Source organism: Onishia taeanensis (assembly GCF_900100755.1).
GTDB classification, from domain to species: domain Bacteria; phylum Pseudomonadota; class Gammaproteobacteria; order Pseudomonadales; family Halomonadaceae; genus Onishia; species Onishia taeanensis.
Genome location: NZ_FNCI01000008.1, coordinates 26,861 through 47,167 on the forward strand (window position 1 = coordinate 26,861; position 20,307 = coordinate 47,167).

The 20,307-nt window shown below is 63.4% G+C and carries 15 protein-coding genes and 1 tRNA gene; 7 read left to right on the forward strand and 9 right to left on the reverse strand.

What is annotated here, in order from left to right; translation table 11 throughout:
* A tRNA-Glu gene (locus tag BLR71_RS11065) sits at positions 1 to 76 on the reverse strand.
* A gap of 349 nt (positions 77 to 425) precedes the next feature.
* On the opposite strand from BLR71_RS11065, the gene msrB reads away from it, so the two are divergent.
* The 4 genes from msrB (at position 426) to htpX (ending at position 4,336) form a co-directional block, all read left to right on the forward strand.
* Positions 426 to 827, forward strand: a complete 402-nt coding sequence (gene msrB / locus BLR71_RS11070) for a peptide-methionine (R)-S-oxide reductase MsrB (RefSeq protein ID WP_092526067.1) — start codon at positions 426 to 428, stop codon at positions 825 to 827.
* 118 nt (positions 828 to 945) lie between these two features.
* Positions 946 to 1,917: a ribosome biogenesis GTPase YlqF gene (ylqF, locus tag BLR71_RS11075; RefSeq protein WP_092526070.1), complete on the forward strand. Its 972-nt coding sequence runs from the start codon at positions 946 to 948 to the stop codon at positions 1,915 to 1,917.
* Between the two features lie 121 nt (positions 1,918 to 2,038).
* Positions 2,039 to 3,271, forward strand: coding sequence for a pyridoxal phosphate-dependent aminotransferase (locus BLR71_RS11080; RefSeq protein ID WP_092526072.1), 1,233 nt, complete (start codon positions 2,039 to 2,041; stop codon positions 3,269 to 3,271).
* Positions 3,272 to 3,439: 168 nt separating this feature from the next.
* Positions 3,440 to 4,336 (forward strand): protease HtpX, encoded by an 897-nt coding sequence (gene htpX / locus BLR71_RS11085; RefSeq protein WP_092526075.1) that lies wholly within the window; start codon positions 3,440 to 3,442, stop codon positions 4,334 to 4,336.
* A 129-nt stretch (positions 4,337 to 4,465) separates the two neighbouring features.
* On the opposite strand, the gene nhaC is transcribed toward htpX, so the two are convergent.
* Positions 4,466 to 5,983 carry a Na+/H+ antiporter NhaC gene (gene nhaC / locus BLR71_RS11090; protein ID WP_092526078.1) on the reverse strand — a complete coding sequence of 506 codons (1,518 nt, stop codon included), beginning with the start codon at positions 5,981 to 5,983 and terminating at the stop codon, positions 4,466 to 4,468.
* Positions 5,984 to 6,170: 187 nt separating this feature from the next.
* Entirely contained in the window at positions 6,171 to 7,346 is a 1,176-nt protein-coding gene (gene pdxB / locus BLR71_RS11095; protein ID WP_092526081.1) for a 4-phosphoerythronate dehydrogenase PdxB, read from the reverse strand.
* A 222-nt stretch (positions 7,347 to 7,568) separates the two neighbouring features.
* Between pdxB and BLR71_RS11100 the strand changes: the two genes are divergently transcribed.
* Positions 7,569 to 7,850, forward strand: a complete 282-nt coding sequence (locus BLR71_RS11100) for a WGR domain-containing protein (protein ID WP_092526084.1) — start codon at positions 7,569 to 7,571, stop codon at positions 7,848 to 7,850.
* Here the strand turns inward: BLR71_RS11100 and BLR71_RS11105 are convergent.
* The 3 genes from BLR71_RS11105 to rlmKL all read right to left on the reverse strand — a co-directional run bounded on the left by BLR71_RS11105 (position 7,847) and on the right by rlmKL (position 11,560).
* Complete coding sequence (locus tag BLR71_RS11105) at positions 7,847 to 8,251, reverse strand: glutaredoxin family protein (protein WP_340147971.1); 405 nt, start codon at positions 8,249 to 8,251, stop codon at positions 7,847 to 7,849. The two genes, BLR71_RS11100 and BLR71_RS11105, sit on opposite strands and share 4 nt — an antisense overlap.
* Positions 8,252 to 8,302: 51 nt before the next feature.
* Positions 8,303 to 8,959, reverse strand: a complete 657-nt coding sequence (gene tmpT / locus BLR71_RS11110) for a thiopurine S-methyltransferase (RefSeq protein WP_092526090.1) — start codon at positions 8,957 to 8,959, stop codon at positions 8,303 to 8,305.
* A gap of 285 nt (positions 8,960 to 9,244) precedes the next feature.
* Complete coding sequence (gene rlmKL / locus BLR71_RS11115) at positions 9,245 to 11,560, reverse strand: bifunctional 23S rRNA (guanine(2069)-N(7))-methyltransferase RlmK/23S rRNA (guanine(2445)-N(2))-methyltransferase RlmL (RefSeq protein WP_092526093.1); 2,316 nt, start codon at positions 11,558 to 11,560, stop codon at positions 9,245 to 9,247.
* Between the two features lie 271 nt (positions 11,561 to 11,831).
* Between rlmKL and rmf the strand changes: the two genes are divergently transcribed.
* Positions 11,832 to 12,038: a ribosome modulation factor gene (gene rmf, locus BLR71_RS11120; RefSeq protein WP_092526096.1), complete on the forward strand. Its 207-nt coding sequence runs from the start codon at positions 11,832 to 11,834 to the stop codon at positions 12,036 to 12,038.
* A 185-nt stretch (positions 12,039 to 12,223) separates the two neighbouring features.
* Here the strand turns inward: rmf and BLR71_RS11125 are convergent, their stop codons facing one another.
* Both BLR71_RS11125 and BLR71_RS11130 read right to left on the reverse strand, forming a co-directional pair.
* The gene (locus BLR71_RS11125) at positions 12,224 to 13,246 is read right to left on the reverse strand and encodes a quinone-dependent dihydroorotate dehydrogenase (protein WP_092526099.1); all 1,023 of its coding nucleotides are present in this window, start codon (positions 13,244 to 13,246) and stop codon (positions 12,224 to 12,226) included.
* A gap of 216 nt (positions 13,247 to 13,462) precedes the next feature.
* Positions 13,463 to 13,753 carry an encapsulin-associated ferritin-like protein gene (locus BLR71_RS11130; RefSeq protein WP_092526102.1) on the reverse strand — a complete coding sequence of 97 codons (291 nt, stop codon included), beginning with the start codon at positions 13,751 to 13,753 and terminating at the stop codon, positions 13,463 to 13,465.
* A gap of 112 nt (positions 13,754 to 13,865) precedes the next feature.
* On the opposite strand from BLR71_RS11130, the gene mgtE reads away from it, so the two are divergent.
* Positions 13,866 to 15,221 (forward strand): magnesium transporter, encoded by a 1,356-nt coding sequence (gene mgtE / locus BLR71_RS11135; protein ID WP_092526105.1) that lies wholly within the window; start codon positions 13,866 to 13,868, stop codon positions 15,219 to 15,221.
* A gap of 156 nt (positions 15,222 to 15,377) precedes the next feature.
* Here the strand turns inward: mgtE and BLR71_RS11140 are convergent, their stop codons facing one another.
* Positions 15,378 to 20,219, reverse strand: a complete 4,842-nt coding sequence (locus BLR71_RS11140) for an NAD-glutamate dehydrogenase (protein WP_092526108.1) — start codon at positions 20,217 to 20,219, stop codon at positions 15,378 to 15,380.
* Positions 20,220 to 20,307: the final 88 nt, after the last annotated feature.

Sequence of the window (20,307 nt, forward strand, 5' to 3'; positions counted from 1 at the left end):
TGGCGTCCCATAGGGGGTTCGAACCCCTGTCACTGCCGTGAAAGGGCAGTGTCCTGGACCACTAGACGAATGGGACGTGGCCGAACCTCTTTAAGATGGCGCGTATGTTACTGAGCACACTTGGCACTGTCAAGCGCCTGTTGTGCCGCGCGTTTCCTCGCCTACACAGGCTATCCTATAAATCGTAAGACAGGCCACCAGACGACTTAGTAGGTAGTAGGCACTGGCCTTGGCTTGCTTATAAGGTAGCCATTCAAGCTTATAAAGGTCCAGCGTCTAAAGGCCCAGCAAGGTGCCCTGCATTGTGGGGCAACGGCCAGCGGTGGCAAAGTGAACTATCGGCGTGAAGGGGCGCGCGTCGACCGATGCAGTTAACCGACCGTCTTCGCCCGACATCGATCATTTTTGAAATCGGAAGGTACGCCATGCGCAAGAAGATAGAAAAGAGCGAGGCCGAGTGGCGCAGCCAGCTCAGCCCAGAGCAGTATCGGGTCACCCGTGAGAAAGGCACCGAACGGCCCTTTAGCGGTGACTACCAGGTTAAAGACGCCCAGGGCATCTATCACTGCGTCTGTTGCCATGCCCCGCTATTCGAGAACGAGCACAAATTCGACGCCGGCTGCGGCTGGCCGAGCTTCGACCGCCCGCTAGGCAAGGGCTCGGTCGAGGAACATGAAGACACCAGCCACGGCATGCAGCGTACCGAAGTGGTCTGCTCGCACTGTGACGCCCACCTGGGCCACGTCTTCCCGGACGGCCCGCCGGAGTCCACCGGCCTGCGTTACTGCATCAACTCGGTGGCCATCGACTTCAACCGCGACGAGTAACCCCTAGACCTTGCGCTTGTCTTGTTAGCCCTCTTCGCTAGTGCCTGCCTCGCTAGCCCTAGCCCGCCGTCCATCTGCTAAGATGGACGGCCGTTAGAAACGCGCAGGAGAAGAGGCCATGCTGGGCTGGTACCCGGGACACATGCACAAGGCACGCCGCCAGATCACCGAGGCGCTGCCGGAAATCGACGTGGTGCTGGAGGTGCTCGACGCCCGTCTGCCCTATTCCAGCGCCAACCCTATGCTGGCCGAACTCACCGAGCACAAGCCGGTACTGAAGATCCTCTCGCGCGCCGACCTTGCCGACCCGGAGCGCACCAAAGAGTGGGTCGCCTATTTCGATGCCCAGCCCAACACTCGTGCCCTGGCGGTGACCACCACCCAGGCCCGCGAGCTCAAGCGCATTCCCAAGCTGTGCCATGAGCTTGCCGGTGACGTGCGAGCCGACCGCGACGTGCGGGTGATGGTGATGGGCATTCCCAACGTCGGTAAGTCGACCCTGATCAATGGCCTTGCCAAGCGCAAGATCGCCAAGACCGGCAACGAGCCGGCGGTCACCAAGCGCCAGCAGAAGGTGCGCATCGACGGCCGGGTGGCGCTGACCGATACCCCCGGCGTGCTGTGGCCGAAGATCGAGGACCAGGCCAGTGCTCACCGCCTGGCGGCCAGCGGCGCCATCCGCGATACCGCCATCGACTACCTGGACGTCGCCGTAGTCACCGCCGCCGAACTGGCCAAGCGCTACCCCGAGTCGCTTAGCCAGCGCTATAAGCTGAAAGCGCTACCGCCTTATCAGGGCAACCCTGCCGCCGATTCCGTCGAGGCCGACGGCCCGGTGCGCGTTGACCTGCTGGCCCTCGCCGGCTTCGACGGCAACGCCATCGTGCGTGACATCGCCGCCAAACGCGGCGGCCTGCGCCCGGGCGGCGAGGTCGACCTGCACCGTGGCGCCGAGGTGCTGCTGCACGAACTGCGCGATGGCAAGCTCGGGCGGCTGACGCTTGAGACCCCGGCGGACATCCCGCCACCCCCGGCCCCTGAGGCCGATGAGGCCGACAGCGAAGACGCCGCAACCAACGCCGACTCTTGAGCTGCGAAGCCTTTAGAGCACCGCCCCTGAAGCGGGTTGCCAGCTTCCGTCTTGCGCCGACGATACGCGTGCCGGGCCCCGTTTAGCGGGGCCACCCCTGGACTCACTACCCGGACACCTCATGGATACCCCGACGCCCATCAACAAGTCCCAAAAGCTGCACAACGTCTGCTACGACATTCGCGGGCCGGTGCTCGACCACGCCAAGCGTCTCGAAGACGAAGGCCAGCGCATTCTCAAGCTGAACATCGGCAATCCGGCGCCGTTCGGCTTCGAGGCCCCGGAAGAGATCCTGCAGGACGTGATGCGCAATCTGCCCACTGCTCAGGGCTACTGCGACTCCAAGGGCCTCTATTCGGCACGCAAGGCGATCATGCAGGAATGCCAGCGCAAGCAGATTCCCGGCGTCGGCATCGAGGACATCTTCATCGGCAACGGCGTCTCAGAATTGATCGTGATGGCCATGCAGGCCCTGCTCAATGACGGCGATGAGGTGCTGATCCCCGCCCCCGACTACCCGCTGTGGACGGCGGCCACCAACCTTTCAGGCGGCCGCGCGGTGCACTATCGCTGCGACGAGCAGGCCGACTGGGCGCCGGACATGGACGACATTCGTGCCAAGGTGACCAGCCACACCAAGGCCATCGTGCTGATCAATCCCAACAATCCCACCGGCGCCGTCTATCCGCCGGAGGTGATCCGCGAGCTGCTGGAGATCGCCCGCCAGCACAACCTAGTGGTGTTCTCCGACGAGATCTACGACAAGATTCTCTATGACGAAGTAGAGCATGTCTCCACCGGATCCCTGGCCGGCGATGACCAGCTGGTGGTGACCATGAACGGCCTGTCCAAGAGCTATCGCTGCGCGGGCTTCCGCTCCGGGTGGATGATTCTCTCCGGCAACGTCGCCAAGCAGCGCGGCGCTGACTTCATCCAGGGCCTCAACATGCTGGCCTCGATGCGTCTATGCGCCAACGTGCCGGCACAGCACGCCATCCAGACGGCCCTGGGCGGCTATCAGTCGATCAACGACCTGATCCTGCCGGGTGGGCGCCTCAAGGCACAGCGCGACATCACCGTCGAGAAGCTCAACGAGATTCCTGGGGTGTCCTGCGTGACGCCCAAGGGCGCGCTCTACGCCTTCCCCAAGCTCGACCCCAAGGTGCATCCGATCGTCGATGACCAGAAGATGGTGCTCGACCTGCTGCTGCAGGAAAAGATCCTGCTGGTGCAAGGCACGGCCTTCAACTGGCCGGAGCCTGACCATGTGCGCATCGTCACCCTCCCCTGGGCCGACCAGTTGGGAGACGCGCTGGAACGCTTCGGTCGCTTCCTGTCCCGCTACCGTCAGTGATGGGCATAGCGGGATCCATGAGAGACCAGTGAGTGTGCGACGCAAAGGTTTTAGGCATCGCCGCTGATAGGACTTGAAACCGACGCGCATAAGACGTATCTAAGCTAGCGTATTTGAACGCGCCGGCAACCGCCGGCGCCAAGCCCTCTGCACGGGAGCGTCCATGACATGATGCGCATCATCCTCTTCCTCGCCACTAACCTGGCGGTCGTGCTGATCGCCAGCATCACCCTCCGCCTGCTCGGGGTTGAGCCCTACCTGAACGCCCAGGGCATGAACATGAACAGCCTGCTGATCTTCTGTTTCGTGTTCGGTATGGCGGGCTCGCTGGTCTCGCTGTTCATCTCCAAGTGGATGGCCAAGCGCAGCACCGGTACTCAGGTCATCGAACAGCCAAGTAACGCCACCGAGAAGTGGCTGCTCGAGACCGTTGCCGAGCTGGCCCGTGAGGCCGGCATCAAGACGCCAGAGGTCGGCATCTTCCCGGCGCAGCAGTCCAACGCCTTCGCTACTGGCTGGAACAAGAACGACGCCCTGGTGGCGGTCTCTGCGGGCCTGCTCAATCGCATGCGCCCGGAAGAGATTCGTGCGGTGCTGGCTCACGAAATCGGCCACGTCGCCAACGGCGATATGGTCACCCTGGCGCTGATCCAGGGCGTGCTGAACACCTTCGTGATGTTCTTCGCGCGGGTCGTCGCTCAAGTGGTCGACAGCTTCCTGCGCAAGGACGATAACGGAGGCCTTGGGTTCTTCGGCTACTTCGCGGTAGTGATCGTCGCCGAGATCGTCTTCGGCCTGATCGCCTCGATCATCGTCGCCTGGTTCTCACGCTTTCGTGAGTACCGCGCCGACTCCGCCGGCGCCAAGCTGGCCGGCAGCGGCGCGATGATCAACGCCCTGGCGCGTCTCAAGGCCGAGCACGAGATGCCGGACCAGATGCCCGACACCCTGACCGCCTTCGCCATCACCACCGGCCAGACCCGCAAGCTGATGGAGAAGCTGTTCGCCAGTCACCCGCCGCTGGATGATCGCATTCGCGCGCTTAAGGAATCGGCCTATCGCTAACGCCAGCCGACGATAGCGCCGCGCTAACGACAGTCCTGCGGTAAACGACAAGGGCCCGCCCTCTTCACGAGGGCGGGCCCTTTTGCACTTGGGAAGCCACTAACGGCGCACCTTACCGGCTTTGGCCGCCTAGCGGGCCTCGCTGACCAGCGACTCGGCCATCGGCGTCGGCTCGCTGTCCTCGGCCTCGGCGGCGGACAGCGGCACGACCTTGAAGCCGACCATGGCATAGACGATCGCCAGGCCGAAGTTCACCAGATTGAAGATGGCGAACGGCAGATAGGACAGGGTCGCCACGCCGAGTGTGGCCGCCATATAGGCACCGCAGCTGTTCCAGGGAATCAGCGGCGAGGTGATGGTGCCGGAGTCCTCCAGCGAGCGCGACAGATTGACCGGCGCCAGCCCGCGGCGACGGAATTCGGCCCGGTACATGCGACCCGGCAGGATCACCGAGATGTACTGATCGCCGGTGATGATGTTGGACGAAAGCCCGGTGCCCAGCGTGGTAATGATCAAGGCGCCCGCGCTCTTGGTCACGCCCAGCATGCCCCGTACCAGCCGTTCGAGAAGCCCCAGCCGCTCGATCACGCCGCCGAAGGCCATCGCCGAGAGAATCAGCCAGACGGTGTTGAGCATGCTCGCCATGCCGCCCTTGCTCAACAGATCGTCGAAGACGGCATTGCCCGTATTGGCCACATAGCCATCGAACAGCGCCATCCACACGCCCTTGAGCAGCGCCATCGGCGTGGCCAGGTCCGCTCCGCCGGCCAATGAAACGACCGCCTCGGGCTGGAAGATCACGGCGAACACCGCCCCCATCAGGGCGCCGATCACGATAGTCGGAAAGGCCGGCCAGCGGCGCACCGCCATCACCAGCAGCACGGCCAGCGGAATCAGCAGATGCGGCCCGATGGCGTAGCTTTCATTCAGCCTGCCCTGCAGCGCCAGCACCTGCTCGGGCGTTGCCTGGCCTGCCTCGGCCTGCAGCCCCAGCACCCAGAAGGCCACCAGCGCGATCACAAGGCTAGGCACCGTGGTCCACAGCATATGGCGGATGTGCTCGAAGAGCTCGACACCCGCCGCGGCCGGCGCCAGGTTGGTGGTATCGGACAGGGGCGACAGCTTGTCGCCGAAATAGGCACCGGAGATCACCGCGCCAGCGCTTACCGCCGACGACAAGCCCAGGCCGTCGGCAATACCGATCAGGCCGATGCCCAGGGTGCCGGCCACCGTCCAGGAACTGCCCACCGACAGCGCCACCACGGCGCACAGCAGGCAGGCACTGGCATAGAAGTACTGCGGGGCGATCACATCGAGCCCGTAATAGATCATCGATGGCACCACGCCGCCGAGAATCCAGGTACCGATCATCGCCCCCACGGCCAGCAGGATCAGAATGGCGCCCAGCGAGATCTGGATGCCGTGGTTGATGGCATCCTCGATGTCCTGCCAGCCGTAGCCGTTCTTCATGCCCACCAGGCCCGCCAGCAGCGCACCGAGCAACAACACGACCTGATTGGGCCCCCAGGAGGCATCGGCACCGAACAACACCACCGCCAACACCAGCATGGCCACCACTACCGCCACCGGCATCAGCGCATCGAGAAAGGAAGGAGCGCGCACCTCGCGCGACCGGGTATCAGACATGATCTTGCGTCCCTCGAACAATGAGCGGGCAAGCTTGCCTGTCCGCGCGGTTCGAGGGCAGCCCCGGTGTCCCGATCCTAGAGACGATGTCCCAGGATCGAAAAAACACCGCGCATTTTTATAAGACTAAGGTCGCATAAGGCCACGCTGGCGGCGCGGGCACTCATTAGCCTGCTCGGCTAGATGATCAGCCCTCGACTTCGACGGTGAAGCCGGCCGCGGCAAGCAAGGGCTCGAGCGACGCCGCCGCCGGACGAAGGCGCACCTCGAGGGTAGAAAACTCGCGGCGTAGCGGGTACTCACTGCGGTAGGCGTCGAACCCGGCCGTCAGGCCCTGCTCGCGCTGATAGCGAATCAAGCCATCATGATCCCGGCGCACGTCATAACAGGCCCGCACGCAGAGCCTCAGGGCCTCCCAGGGCGCAAGGCCGGCATCCAGGGTCAGGTTCGGCAGCGCAGGCGCCGGCGCCAGGTCCTCAAACGCCACCCGCACCGGCAGGCCGAAGTGCTTCATCGCCGCTCGATAGACCTGATGGGTGCCGCGCAGTTTGCCGTCCAGGCTGTGGCCGGCGATATGCGGGGTGGCAATATCGGCCAGCCGCCACAGGGCTTCGTCGATGGCCGGCTCGTCTTCGAAGACGTCCAGCACGGTGCGCAGGTCGCTCCTGGCCGCCAGGCGCGCCAGCAGTGCCTGGCCGTCGAGACAGTCGCCGCGCCCGGCGTTGAGTAGCCAGGTGCCCGGCTCGAGGGCGGCGATGCGCGCCTCATCGAGCAGGTGGTGAGTGCGATGCTCGCCCTCGCGCACCAGCGGGGTGTGCAGGCAAAGCACGTCACAGGTCTCGATCAGGGTGTCGAGATCATCGAACGGGAGCCTCGGTTCATCGGCTTCGAGATCGGCTTCTCGTTCTGCTCTGGGCGGATCGCAGACTCGGCAATCCAGGCCCAGGGCCGTCAGGCGCCGATAGAGGCGCCCGCCGACGTTACCGGCGCCGACGATGCCGATTCGGCGCTGGTCGAGCTCAGTGCCCTCGCGCTCGGCCAGGGTTAGCAAACTCGACAGCACATAGTCGACCACCGCCTCGGCATTGCAGCCCGGGGCGTTGGCAAAGCCGATGCCTCGAGCCTCGAGGGCCGCCTGGTCGATATGATCGGTGCCGATGGTGCAGGTGCCGACGAAACGCAGCCGGGAATCCTCGAGTAGCGCCTCGTCGACCCGGGTAATCGAGCGCACCACCAGCACCTCGGCGCCGGCGTCGCGCACCGCCTGGGCATCGATCTCGCGGCCGGGCCGCCTAGTGATCGAGCCCAGCTCGGCAAAACAGGCCTCGGCCTTGGGTATCAGGGAGTCGATGAGCAGACGCATGGCGATTCCTTGCAGCTTGCGAAACGGGTTGGGGCCAGTGCTGGGCACGGCCGTGGCCAGCGTGATGGGTTGTTCATGCCGGCCAGGCCGTTACAATAGCACGCAAGCCAAGCCCGCAAGGGCGCGGCCTTTAGCGTTTAACGCCCATTTTTCGCTCGTTTTCATCCCCGTTTCCGTGCCGCTTTTTTATTGCGCGCACGCGCAATGCCGCCAGGAGCCGCCGTGATCGTTCGCTGGGAAAGTAACCACGACTATGTGCTGGTGCACGTGCATCAGGACATGTTCGGCGATTGGATCTTCAGCCGCGCCTGGGGGCAAATCGGCACCCAGTTCGGCGGCCTGCAGCACCGGCTGGCGGACGACCATGCCCAGGCCATGCTGTGGCTCGAGGACGTCGCCACCATTCAGACGTCCCGGGGCTTCCACAAGGTGCTGGAAGCGCAGGACGACACCCCAGAAGGCCGCGACGCCGTGCAGCAGCTCTCGCTGCTCGACGCCCTCTAGGCCTCGCCTTTCGAGCCGCCAAGCGAGCTGCCAAACGAACTGCCAAGCGAGCTTCCAAAATAGCGCCGGCCGTTCTGCATCACCGCCCCCTCAGGCTCAGGCTTGGCGGCAGCATCGGTGTCTTGCGCCTGCTGCCAAGCCGCATGATCGAGCCACCCTCGCGCCTCTAGCCAGGCGGCGAGCCTCGCGGGCTCGAAGCCCCGCTCCAGCTCGTTCCCTGCCGCATCCTCGAGTACCGGAATCCGCTCACCAAAGCGTGCCAGCAGCGCGGCGTCGTCTGCGATCTCGACCCGGCGCAGCGCCGGCGCCTGTGGCCCCAGCCGCGCAAGCCAGGCCTCCAGCGCTTCGCATAGGTGGCAGCCGAGGGTGGTAAAAAGCGTCAGGCCTGCGGTGCTGTTGATAAGACAATCTCCATCAGACGTTCCCTTACATGCATTCGGTCATTCACCAGGTCATGCAGTCGGCGTCAGCCGCCAGGCGACCTCCACGAAACGCGTCACGCCGGCCTCGCGGAAGCGCTGCTGATTGGCGATCACGTCCTTGCGGGAAAGCTCGGTAAGCGTGTGAGAAGCGCGATAGAGGCGCTCGATCTCGTCGGGCAGCACCGGAAACGGTGGGCCATTCATCTCTTGTGGATCGTATTCGAAGCTGATCAGTAGCTGCGGCGCATCGCCCGACAGGGCCCGCAGCTGTGCCACATAGGCTTGGCGCATCGCCGCCGGCAACGCCACCAGCGCCGCCCGATCATAGACCAGCGCCACCGCGTCCAGGTCAGCCGGCTCAAGCGCGAAGATATCGCCCTGATAGACCGTCAGCGCACCATGACAATAGCGACGACCGCCCTTCCAGGCCTCGATCTGCGGCTCAACGCCCAGTTCGGCGAACAGCTGGCTGACGGCACGCTCGCTGAGCTCCGCGCCGACGACTCGGTAGCCCTGGTCCAGCAACCAGCCGATATCCAGCGTCTTGCCGCACAGGGGCAGGAAGACTCGCGCGCCTGCAGGCAAATCGAAGCCGCCCACAAAGCGCGTGAGAATGGGGTGAACGAAGGGCAGGTGAAAGCCGAGCTGGTCGTTTTGCCAACGCTCTTGCCAGAACGCTTGCTCCATCGCCGGACTCCAGATAACGGAATGAATCCCGATTATGGCCAATTGGCGTCACAATAGCACCGTCGAGAGCGATTGCTGTCGACGGTGCCAGATTCGAGCCTCAGATATGCGCCTTATGCCGCCTCTTCCCGATGCCGAATCAGGAAGCAGTGGTGCAAATCCGGACGGCGCGTGCCAACTAAGGAGTGGGTCGAAGGTCTTATGCCCTCTCCTGCCGATGCCGAATCAGTAAGCAGTGGTGCAAATCCGGGCGGCGAGTGCCAACTAAGGAGTAGGTCGAAGGTCTTATGCCCTCTCCTGCCGATGGCGAATCAGGAAGCAGTGGTGAAGGTCCGGGCGGCGAGTAAAGTCCGGGTCGAAGGTCTTCGCCGAGATATCTTCCACCGCGAAGCGCTCGGCCAATGACGCCTCGAGCACGAAGCGGCGCTGGTTGTTGGAGAACACCAGGGTGCCACCCGGCGCCAGTCGCGCCATGGCCAACTCGACGAGCCGGACGTGGTCGCGCTGGATATCGAGTGTCGCGTCCATCTTCTTCGAGTTCGAGAAGGTCGGCGGATCGAGGAAGATCAGGTCGAATTCGCTGCCGGCGGTCTCGAGCCAGCGCAGACAGTCGTCGCGCACCACCCGGTGGCGGCTGGGGTCCAGCCGGTTGAGGGCGAAGTTCTCCCGCGCCCACTCGAGGTAGGTATTCGACAGGTCGACGCTAACGCTGTCGGTAGCACCACCCTCGGCCTCGGTGCCCAACGCGGCCTGCACGGTGGCCGTGGCGGTATAGCAGAACAGGTTGAGGAAGCGCTTACCCGGCGACATTTCGGCCAACAACCGGCGCACCGGCCGGTGGTCGAGGAAAAGCCCGGTATCCAGATAGTCGCGCAGGTTGACCCATAGCTGGGCGCGGCCCTCGCGGACCTGGAAGCGTTCGCCGCTAGCGGCGTGCTTCTGGTACTGAGCCTTGCCGGACTGGCGCTCCCGCTGCTTGATGTAGACGTGCTCCGGCGAGACCTCGAGCACTTCGGGGATCACGCCCAGGGCATCGAGCAGCCGGCGCTGCGCCTGGTTGGCGTTCACCGACTTGGGCGGCGCGTACTCCTGCACGTGCACCCGGTCGCCGTAGACATCGATCGCCAGCGCATACTCAGGCATATCGGCGTCATAGAGCCGATAGCAGGGTTCACCGCTGCGCTTGAGCCACGACTTGAGACGCTTGCGATTCTTCAGCAGGCGGTTGGCGAACATCTGCGCCCCTTCCGAGCGCGCCGGACGCTCGTCGGAATGCGTGTCCGCCTGCTTGGACGACTTGGCGGCTGGCTTGCCGGACGCATCGCCACTCTGCTCATCACCGGCTGAGTGCCCGCCAACGACACGGCGCTTGGCAGGCGCCGGCTGATCAGAAGACGATACCGACGGCTGGCCTTGGTCTAGCTCGATCAGCAGCAGCTTGCAATCCAGCGGGCCGTTCTTGAAGGCATACTGCTTGCCGGCCCGGAGTCCGGTGCGATGCCCCAGCTCCGGGTTGCCGGTCAGCATCGCCAGGCGCCAGCCGGGGAAATGCGCTTGGGCGCGGGCACCGAGAGCGGCATAGAGCGGCACCAGTTCCGGCAGCTCCCCGATACGCTCGCCATAGGGCGGGTTGGTAATCAGCAGGCCCGACGTCTCGGCGGGCAGGTCGGCGGGGCGCACCAACTGCTTGACCGAGGCGCCCTGGAAGTCGATCAGTGCCGGTATGCCGGCCCGCATGGCGTTGGCGCGGGCCGCCGAGATGGCCTGGGGGCTCTGGTCGCGGCCATAGAGCTTGGCCTTGCAGCGTTTGCGGCCAAGGCTCGCCCGAGCTTCGGCCTCGCGCTTGAGTTCCTGCCACAGGGCGGCGTCATGCCCCGCCCAGCCGTGGAAGCCGAAGCGCTCGCGCAGCAGGTTCGGCGCCACGTCCGCCGCCATCAGTGCGCCCTCGATGACCAGGGTGCCCGAGCCACACAGCGGGTCGATCAGCGCCTGACCTTCCTTGGCGCGGGCCGGCCAGTCGGCTCGCACCAGCAGTGCCGCGGCGAGATTTTCCTTGAGCGGCGCATGGCCAAGCTCACGCCGGTAGCCGCGACGGTGCAGGCTATCGCCGGACAGGTCGATGCCAAGTGTCAGGCGCCCCCGGTGCAGATGGGCATAAATTCGCAGGTCCGGTTCCCGCGGGTCGACGCTTGGCCGTTCACGACCGGCACTTCTCAGTGAATCGACGACGCCATCCTTGACCGTCTGGGCACCGAAGCGGGTATGACGAATCGCCTCGGACTGACCGTGGAAGTCCACCGCTAGCGTCTTGCCCGGTGCCAGGTGCTCAAGCCAATCGATGGTCTCGGCACAGGCCTTGAGCTGGTCCGGGGTCTCGATCCCCTCTTCTCGTGACAGGCAGAGCACGATGCGATTGGCCAGGCGCGACCACAGACAAGCACGATAAGCCGCCTCGAGTGAGCCCGAAAGGTGCACTCCGGCCACTGTCGTCTTGCTGATTGTCATTCCCAGGCTGCCAAGCTCGTCGGCCAGTAAAAGCTCCATGCCTTTGGGGCAGGTGGCGAATAACGTCATATTTTCAATAGCTTGTTGATCTTGCATGAAAGAGCCACCTGGCGCGACGCGCCGTCATATTACTGAAATGCTGTTTTGGTAATGCGCTTATTCCAAATCGCCTGTCGACATCGGCTAGGCGGGTGCGCTAGTTGTAGAGGGGTAGCTACGCGGTACGTATTATCTGGTCCAAGGACGCTATCGGCATCAGGCGCTGAGCCTCGGGATTGCGTTTTGCCTTGTGCAATCTGTGCTCGTCCCAGCCTATGCCCCATAAACACTGGTTCGCTTTAAAACTGGTTTATCAAGAGGCCATCCGATGAAACGACAGAAACGTGATCGCTTCCAGCGCGCTTATGTTCACGGTTACAAGGCAGGAGTCAGCGGCCGTTCCCGTGATGAATGTCCCAGTCAGGATGTCAATCTTCGCGAATACTGGATGAGCGGTTGGCGTGAAGGTCGAGGGGATCAATGGTCGGGCATGACAGGCGTGTCCGGCATTCACAAAAATCCCATGGTCATGTAATTCTCCATTTTCAACGCCTAAGGCCCGTGAGTTCGCGGGCCTTTTTATTTTGCCCTCGCCAGATCGTTAGTCCTCAGCTCTCACCACCTCAGCTCACCTCTTCACCCCTCACCTCTTCTCCCCTGACCTGCGAGATAGCCTGACCGAGCGTTGGCACGCCAGCACCTGCCTGCTATCAGCCGCGCTCAGTCGGCGGCAAGCTTCAAGGCCCGGGCGCACTCGCCCACCAGGGGCGGGCCACGGTAGATAAAGCCCGAATAAAGCTGCACCAGGTCCGCCCCGGCCCGGCGCTTGGCTATCGCCGCCTCGCCGCTGTCGATACCGCCGACGCCAATGATCGGCATGTCCGGCAGCCGGCGTCGCAGTTCACGAATCACCTGGTTGGACGATTCGAAGACCGGGCGACCGGAAAGCCCTCCCGCCTCATCGGCGTGGGCTTGACCGGCCACGACATCCCGCGCCACCGTGGTATTGGTGGCGATGACTCCATCAATGCCGTTGGCGACCAGCGCCTCGGCCACCAGGCCGACCTCCTCGTCACTCATGTCCGGGGCTATCTTCACCGCCAGGGGCACGCGCCGGCCGCTGTCATGGTCGAGCCGCAGGCTCTTCTCGCGCAGTGCGCCAAGCAGCCCGTCCAGATGCTCGCCGAACTGAAGGTTGCGAAGCCCTGGCGTGTTGGGCGAGGAAATATTCACCGTGATGTAGTCGGCATGGGCATGCACCCGCTCGAGGCAGAACATGTAGTCATCGACGGCCTGCTCCACCGGTGTGGTCAGATTCTTGCCGATATTGATGCCGATCACACCGTCGTAACGGCTCGCCTTGACCCGCGCAATCAGGTGGTCGACGCCCGAGTTGTTGAAGCCCATGCGGTTGATGATCGCCCCGCTATCGGGCAGGCGAAACAGGCGTGGCTTGGGATTGCCCGGCTGTGGCTTGGGGGTGACGGTGCCGACCTCTACGAAGCCAAAGCCCAGGGCGCCGAGGGCATCCAGGTGATCGGCATTCTTGTCGAGCCCGGCGGCGAGCCCCACTCGATTGGCAAAGCGCAGCCCCATCAGCTCGACGGGATCGTCGACCCGCTCGCCGCCACCCAGCTTGCCGGATAGGCCCAGGCGGTGCGCCATATCAAGCGCCGTCAGCGTCACGCCATGGGCAGTCTCAGGATCAAGTCGAAAGAGGATCGAGCGGGCGGCGGCGTACATGGCACTCCCTAAACTGGTGGACACGGGCGAGGCAACACTAAGGCGTGAACAACCTCGAGTAACATCGCTGGTGGCGACATAGCGGATAGCAATATCGCGGGCGGAGGAAAAAGCGGCGGGGATTATAGCGCATCGGGCCCTTCAACGACGAACCCCACGCGAGGCGGGGTTGCCGTTGAGAAAGGAAATCACGGGGAAATCGCACCTCTGTTTGGCTCAGTGGCCGATCTCGCCCTCGGTAAACAGGAATTCCCGTAGATGCCCATCCAGCGTCTTGTCCTGGCGGCGCAGCCATTCCAGGGTCATGACCGCATGCTCCTTTTCCTCATCTCTATTATGAATCAGTATCTTGCGTAGCTCCGGATCCTGACAGGCATCGACACGCTGGTTGTACCAGTCGACCGCCTCCAGTTCCTCCATCAGTGAAACGATGGCCCGGTGATAATCGCGGGTGGCGGCGCTAAGTTCTTCCACCGGCTCGTGATAGCTGTCACTGCTGCCTGCCATGGGCCTCTCCTTTTGTGGTCTACTGTGCGTATCCAACGTTAGGCCAAAGCGGCGCCGCTGTCAGCTTTAACCGTCAACGCGGCCACGTCCCGCTTCATCTCAGGGAGATCCTATGACCGACACCACCGACACCCTGGAAGGCCGGCTATCGCGCATTCATGAAGCCCTGGTCGATGATGACTTCGCCGTTATCGACGAGGTGCTCGACGATCTCGAACCGGCCGAGATCGCCCTGCTGCTCGAATCCCTGCCTCTGGCAGCACGTACTCGGCTCTGGGAGCGGGTTTCTCAGGACGTCGACGGCGAAGTCCTGCTGCACGTCCATGATGAAGTTCGCAGCACCCTGATCGAGGACATGGACGATCACGAGATCGTTGCCGCCACCTCGAACATGGACACCAGTGACCTGGCCGAACTGTTCGAGGACCTCCCCCAACAGGTCGCCGAAGACATGCTGCGCTCGATGGACGAGCTGCAGCGCACGCGCCTCAAGGAGGCGCTGGCCTTCGAGGAAGATTCTGCCGGCCGCCTGATGCGCACCGACACCGTCAGCGTGCGCGCCGACGTGACGCTCGAAACCGTGCAGCGCTTCCTGCGCTGGAAGAATCAGTCCATCCCCGACAATACCGATGCGCTGATGGTGGTCGACCGCGACGGCATCTTCCTCGGCGTGCTGCCGCTGGCTCGACTGGTGTCGCAGTCATCGGAGCTGGCCGTGGCCGACGTGCTGGAAAGCGACATCGACACGGTGTCGGTGGCCATGAAGTCCTGGGACGTGGCGACGCTATTCCAGACCCACGACCTGGTGTCGGCGCCGGTGGTCGACGAGAACGGCCTGTTGCTTGGGCGCATCGTCATCGAGGACATCGTCGACGTCATCCGCGAGGGCTCGGACCAGGCGCTGATGAACATGGCCGGCCTGGACGAGGAAGAGGACCTCTTTGCTCCGATCGTGCCCAGTGCCAAGCGCCGTGCGGTGTGGCTCGGCATCAACCTGATGACGGCCTTCCTGGCCGCCTGGGTGATCGGTCGCTTCGAGGCAGCGCTCGAACAGGTCGTCGCCCTGGCGGTACTGATGCCCATCGTCGCCAGCATGGGCGGCATCGCCGGCAGCCAGACCCTGACCCTGGCGATTCGCGGCCTGGCGCTGGGCCAGATCAGCCGCACCAACAGCAACTGGCTGATGCGCAAGGAAATCGGTATCTCGTTGATCAATGGCGTGCTGTGGGCACTGGTGGTCGCCGTGATCGCTACCCTGTGGTTTCAGGATGTGCGCATTGGCGGCATCATCGCCGTCGCCCTGATCATCAACATGCTGGCAGCCGGCATCGCCGGTATCGCCATTCCCCTGGGCCTCAAGCGACTAGGCATCGACCCGGCGCTATCGGGTTCGGTGGTATTGACCACCGTCACCGACGTGATCGGCTTCATGGCCTTCCTGGGGCTGGCGACGGTCTTCCTGCTGTAGGTCGTTCAGGCGTTCCGCCTATAAAGCGGGAGGCCTCCATGGCGCCTTGGTGTCGCGCCTGTATCGCGGCCCAATCCGCGTTTCCCAGCACGCGTTCTCCAAAACGCAACGACCCCGCCATTGGCGGGGTCGTTGCGTGTGCGCTTACGTTGGCGATCAGGCTTCGGCGTTGCCTTCGGCCAGGTCCACCAGCTCGCGGATGGCCACCGCGAAGAGCGGGAAGCCGCCCTGGGAGCCGGAGTGCACCTCGACCAGCAGCTTGCACCAGCGCTGGTACATGGCCGAGTGGTTCTCGAACCACTGCTCGACGCGCTGCTCGACCTCGCGCGGCCCACTCTCCATGCGCAGTACGCCGACGGTCAGCGCCAGCTGCTGGCGATCCAGATCATCGCGGAAGGTCTCGCGAGCCTGCGCCTGCCAGCTGTCGCGTACCTCGAGCGCGTTGATCTGCTCGGTCATCCACGGCAGTTCCAGACGATGGCCAACCTCGTAGAAGACCTCGGCGACGCGCTGGATCTTCTCGTTGGTCTGCTTGGCGGCCTCGATGATGCCAAGCCCGGCATAGAGGCTGCCAGTGGCCGCCACGACGTTGGCGAGGCTTTCCGGCACGCCGGCCGCCGTCAGTTCGTCACGACGTGCGATCCATGCCTCACGCTCGTCACCCCGCAGACGCTTGCCGATGCTCTCCTGCAACTGAGTCAGCCGCGGCGCGAAGTGGGCGATGCAGTCCTTGGCGGTCATGCCGGTACGCTGACGCAGGAACCAGCGGGTGGCACGGCGCATCAGGCGCATCAGGTCCAGCATCATGCGGTACTGCACCTTGCTGGACACCTGGTTATCCAGCGCCTCGACCTGCTGCCAGAGGGCATCCAGATTGAAGCTGTCACGGGCCACGATATAGGCCCGCGCGATCTCGGCCCGGCTGGCACCGGTGGTATCGATCAGGCGGCGCGCGAAGACCACGCCCATGTGATCGACCAGGTCGTTGGCGATCTGGGTGGCGACGATTTCGCGCTTCAGACGGTGCTCATACATCTCGTCGTGGAAGCGCTCCACCAGCACGCTCGGGAAGACCCGCTCCAGATGCTGCTGGATGTAAGGGTCATCCGGTACGTCGGAGGCGATCAGGTCCCCCTTGACCACGCTCTTGGCGTAGGAGATCAGTACCGAGAGCTCCGGCAGCGTCATGCCCTGGTTGGCATTGGCACGCTCGATCATCTCCTCGTCGCTAGGCAGGAACTCGAGTTCACGATCGAGCTGCCCGGCCGCTTCCAGCTCGTTGATGAAGCGACGATAGGGCCCCAGGCCCTCCTGGGAAAGGATCTCGGACAGCGACAGCGCCTGGGTCTGGCGATAGTTGTCGCGAATCACCAGTTCGGAGACCTCATCGGTCATGCTTGCCAGCAGCTGGTTGCGCTGCTTGTCGGTCATGTCTCCACGCTTGACGATATCGTCGAGCAGGATCTTGATGTTGACCTCGTGATCCGAGCAGTTGACGCCGCCGGCGTTATCGATGAAGTCGGTGTTGACCCGCACGCCCTTGTGCGCGGCTTCCATACGGCCCCGCTGCGTCAGGCCCAGGTTGCCGCCTTCGCCGACCACGCGGCAGTTGAGCTCGTTGCCGTTCACCCGCAGCACATCGTTGGCCTTGTCGCCCACATCGGCATCGGTCTCGGTCTCGGCCTTGACGTAGGTACCGATACCGCCGTTCCAGATCAGGTCGACCTGCGACTTGAGCATCGCGCGGATCAGGTCGTTGGGTGGCAGCTTGTCCTCGCTGATGCCAAAGGCCTTCTTCATCGCCGCCGAGATTGGAATCGACTTGGCGCTGCGCTTGAAGATGCCGCCGCCCTCGGAAATCAACGCGGCGTCGTAGTCTTCCCAGCTAGAGCGCGGCAGCGCAAAGAGACGCTGGCGTTCGGCGAAGGAAGCCGCCACATCCGGCATCGGATCGACGAAGATGTGCATGTGGTTGAAGGCACCCAGCAGGCGAATCTTATCGGACAGCAGCATGCCGTTACCGAAGACGTCGCCGGCCATATCGCCGATGCCGACCACGCTGAACTCGTCGGCCTGGGTGTTCACGCCCAGCTCACGGAAGTGGCGCTTGACCGACTCCCAGGCGCCCTTGGCGGTAATCCCCATCTTCTTGTGGTCATAGCCGTTGGCGCCGCCAGATGCGAAGGCATCACGCAGCCAATGGCCATATTCCAGCGAAATCTCGTTGGCGATGTCAGAGAAGGTCGCGGTGCCCTTGTCGGCGGCGACCACCAGGTAGGGGTCGTCGGCATCGTGACGCACCACCTTGACGGGCGGCACGATTTCACCGGCTTCTAGATTGTCGGTGACATCGAGCAGGGCGCGAATGAAGGTCTTGTAGCAGGCGATACCTTCCTGCTGGATGGCATCGCGATCGCCGCCTTCCGGCAAGCGCTTGCAGACGAAGCCGCCCTTGGCGCCGACCGGCACGATGACCGCGTTCTTGACCTGCTGGGCCTTGACCAGCCCCAGCACTTCGGTGCGGAAGTCTTCGCGCCGATCCGACCAGCGCAGGCCGCCGCGAGCCACCTTGCCGCCACGCAGGTGTACGCCCTCGACCCGCGGCGCATAGACGAATATCTCGAACATCGGCCGCGGTTTGGGCATGCCGGTGATCTGGGACGGATCGAGCTTGAAGGACAGGTAGTCCTTGAGCTCGCCGTTGTCGTCCGGCTGATAGTAGTTGGTGCGCAGGGTCGACTGGATCAGCTCGATGTAGCGGCGCACCAGCAGGTCGTCGTTGAGACTAGCGACATCATCGAGCAACGCCATCAGGCGCGCCTGACAGGCCTCGGCCTCGGCGGCGCGGTCGCCCTCCTGCTCGGGGTCGAAGCGCAACTCGAACAGGGCCACCAGCTCGCGGGTGATGTCCGGATGGCTCGCCAGGGTGGTGGCGATATAGAGCTGGGAGAGACCAAAGCGGATCTGCTTCAGGTAACGGCCATAGGCCCGCAGCATGGCGACTTCGCGCCAGCTCAGGTTGGCACCGATCACCAGGCGGTTGAAAGGGTCATTCTCGGCCTGACCCTGCCAGATGCGCTGGAAGGCATCGGTGAAGGGCTCACGCATCTCCTGCAGGTTGACGATTTCGCTGCCGTGATGCTCCAGATGGAAGTCGTGAATCCAGTAATTACCATCCCGGCCCGTGATCTCATAGGGGCGCTCACCGATCACGCGCAGGCCCAGGTTCTCCATCACCGGCAGCACATCGGACAGCGGGATCGGACGGTCCTTGTGGAAGAGCTTCAGGTTGACGCCGTCGACGTTTTCCTCGACCAGGCGATACAGCGACAGCGACAGCGGTGCGCCCTGCTCGACCTCGACACAGTGATGAATGTCGTAGACGGCGGAGCGGGCACTGAAGTCCTCACGGTAGCCGGCCGGGAAGGCATCGCGATAGATATCCAGCAGCCGATTGGCCTGCTCTTCACCAAAGCCTTCCACCATGGCGCTTTGCAAATCATCACGCCAACTGGTGGCCAGGGCGCTGACCTTGTGTTCCAGGCGCTCGAGGTCGTAGTCCACCGGAGCATCGCCGTTGAAGCGCAGGATCAGTTGAATGCGCGCCAGCACCGACTCGGAAAGATAGGTATTGAAATCACCGAAGCTGGCATCGAGCTCTTCGCAGAGCAGGTTCTGAATGCGCACGCGCAGGTCGGTGGAGAAGACATCACGCGGCACGAACACCAGGCAGGAATAGAACTTGCCGAAACGATCTTCACGCACGAACAGCCGCACCCGGCGACGCTCGCGGATATTGAGAATCCCCACCGCGGTCCGGGTCAGTTCCTCGTTGCTGATCTGGAAAAGATCATCACGCGGATAGACGTTGAGGATCTGTCGCAGCTGATGGCCATCGTGGCCTTCGGGATCGACGGCGGCGGATTCCATCACCGCATTGATCTTGCGGCGCAGAACGGGGATGTGGCGCGGCGAGTCGTTGTAAACCGTGGCAGCGAACAACCCCAGGAAGCGGCGCTCACCGATCACATTGCCCTTCTCGTCGTAGCGATCGATGGAGATGTAGTCCGGGTAGGTCGGACGGTGCACCCGGGCGTGGTAGGCACTCTTGGCAAACGACAAAAGCTCCGGCACCAGCACGTAGTGGTCGCCATCGACGCCCTGATCGTTTCGAATCCGCTCCTGATAGCGTGTCTCATCGAGCTTGAACACACCAAGCTCGCTGCCCTTGCGCTTCTTGAGTTGATCTTGGCCCTTGACCTGAACGACGTCGTAATCGTCATAACCCAGGAAGGTAAAGTTGTCCTCGAGCATCCACTGCAGGAAGGCAATCGCTTCCTTGTGGTCAACGGCAGCGACCCCTTCCGGCTTGACGGCCTTGAGCTCGGCGAGAGAGGCCTTGACCTGCTCACGCATCGGCTCGAAGTCGGCGACCGCGGTGCGCACGTCTGACAGCACTTCATGGAGGCTGCCTTCAATCTCGGCCAACAGGTCGGGGTCTGAATGACGGTCGACCTCGATGACGATCAGCGACTCACGCCCTTTTGGCGCATCCTTGGCATTGGCGGCCGTCATGTACTCGAGCTGATGCTTGGCGTCGCGCTTGGTGGCCAGTACCGCATTGTAGATGGAGTGCACGGTAATGCCGCGACGGTTGAGCTCGATGCGCACCGAGTCGACCAGGAACGGCATGTCGCGCCCCACCACCTCGACCTGGGTGTGCGTCGACTGCCAGCCATGCCCCTCGAAGTCTGGGTTGAAGACCCGCACGATGGGCTCGTCGGGATTCAGTTGCTGCATGAGATGCCAGGCGGACAGCACGGCTCCGTACAGATCCTCAAGACGGCGCTCGGCCAAATCGGCAAAGGGGGCATTGGCGAAGAATACTTGGGCGAAGGAGGCAATCGCCTTCACCTTGTCCTCGTCCAGGCGGTGCGCCAGCTGTTCCTTGAGCTGGGCCAGCAATTCCTGCTTGTCATCGATCGCGACGTGTTGCATCAATCACCTCGGCTGACACCGACCCTTCTGGGGCGGCGGGAAATTCGTAGACACGTCCATGACGGTCATGGAGACCTTAAAGGATACG

Excerpts from the sequence above, each read along its gene's own strand:
- BLR71_RS11080 (WP_092526072.1), top strand. The coding sequence starts at position 2,039 with ATGGATACCCCGACGCCCATCAACAAGTCCCAAAAGCTGCACAACGTC.
- htpX (WP_092526075.1), top strand. The coding sequence starts at position 3,440 with ATGATGCGCATCATCCTCTTCCTCGCCACTAACCTGGCGGTCGTGCTG.
- tmpT (WP_092526090.1), bottom strand. The coding sequence starts at position 8,959 with ATGGAGCAAGCGTTCTGGCAAGAGCGTTGGCAAAACGACCAGCTCGGC.
- mgtE (WP_092526105.1), top strand. The coding sequence starts at position 13,866 with ATGACCGACACCACCGACACCCTGGAAGGCCGGCTATCGCGCATTCAT.
- nhaC (WP_092526078.1), bottom strand. The coding sequence starts at position 5,983 with ATGTCTGATACCCGGTCGCGCGAGGTGCGCGCTCCTTCCTTTCTCGAT.
- msrB (WP_092526067.1), top strand. The coding sequence starts at position 426 with ATGCGCAAGAAGATAGAAAAGAGCGAGGCCGAGTGGCGCAGCCAGCTC.
- BLR71_RS11125 (WP_092526099.1), bottom strand. The coding sequence starts at position 13,246 with ATGTACGCCGCCGCCCGCTCGATCCTCTTTCGACTTGATCCTGAGACT.
- BLR71_RS11130 (WP_092526102.1), bottom strand. The coding sequence starts at position 13,753 with ATGGCAGGCAGCAGTGACAGCTATCACGAGCCGGTGGAAGAACTTAGC.
- rmf (WP_092526096.1), top strand. The coding sequence starts at position 11,832 with ATGAAACGACAGAAACGTGATCGCTTCCAGCGCGCTTATGTTCACGGT.
- ylqF (WP_092526070.1), top strand. The coding sequence starts at position 946 with ATGCTGGGCTGGTACCCGGGACACATGCACAAGGCACGCCGCCAGATC.
- rlmKL (WP_092526093.1), bottom strand. The coding sequence starts at position 11,560 with ATGCAAGATCAACAAGCTATTGAAAATATGACGTTATTCGCCACCTGC.
- pdxB (WP_092526081.1), bottom strand. The coding sequence starts at position 7,346 with ATGCGTCTGCTCATCGACTCCCTGATACCCAAGGCCGAGGCCTGTTTT.
- BLR71_RS11140 (WP_092526108.1), bottom strand. The coding sequence starts at position 20,219 with ATGCAACACGTCGCGATCGATGACAAGCAGGAATTGCTGGCCCAGCTC.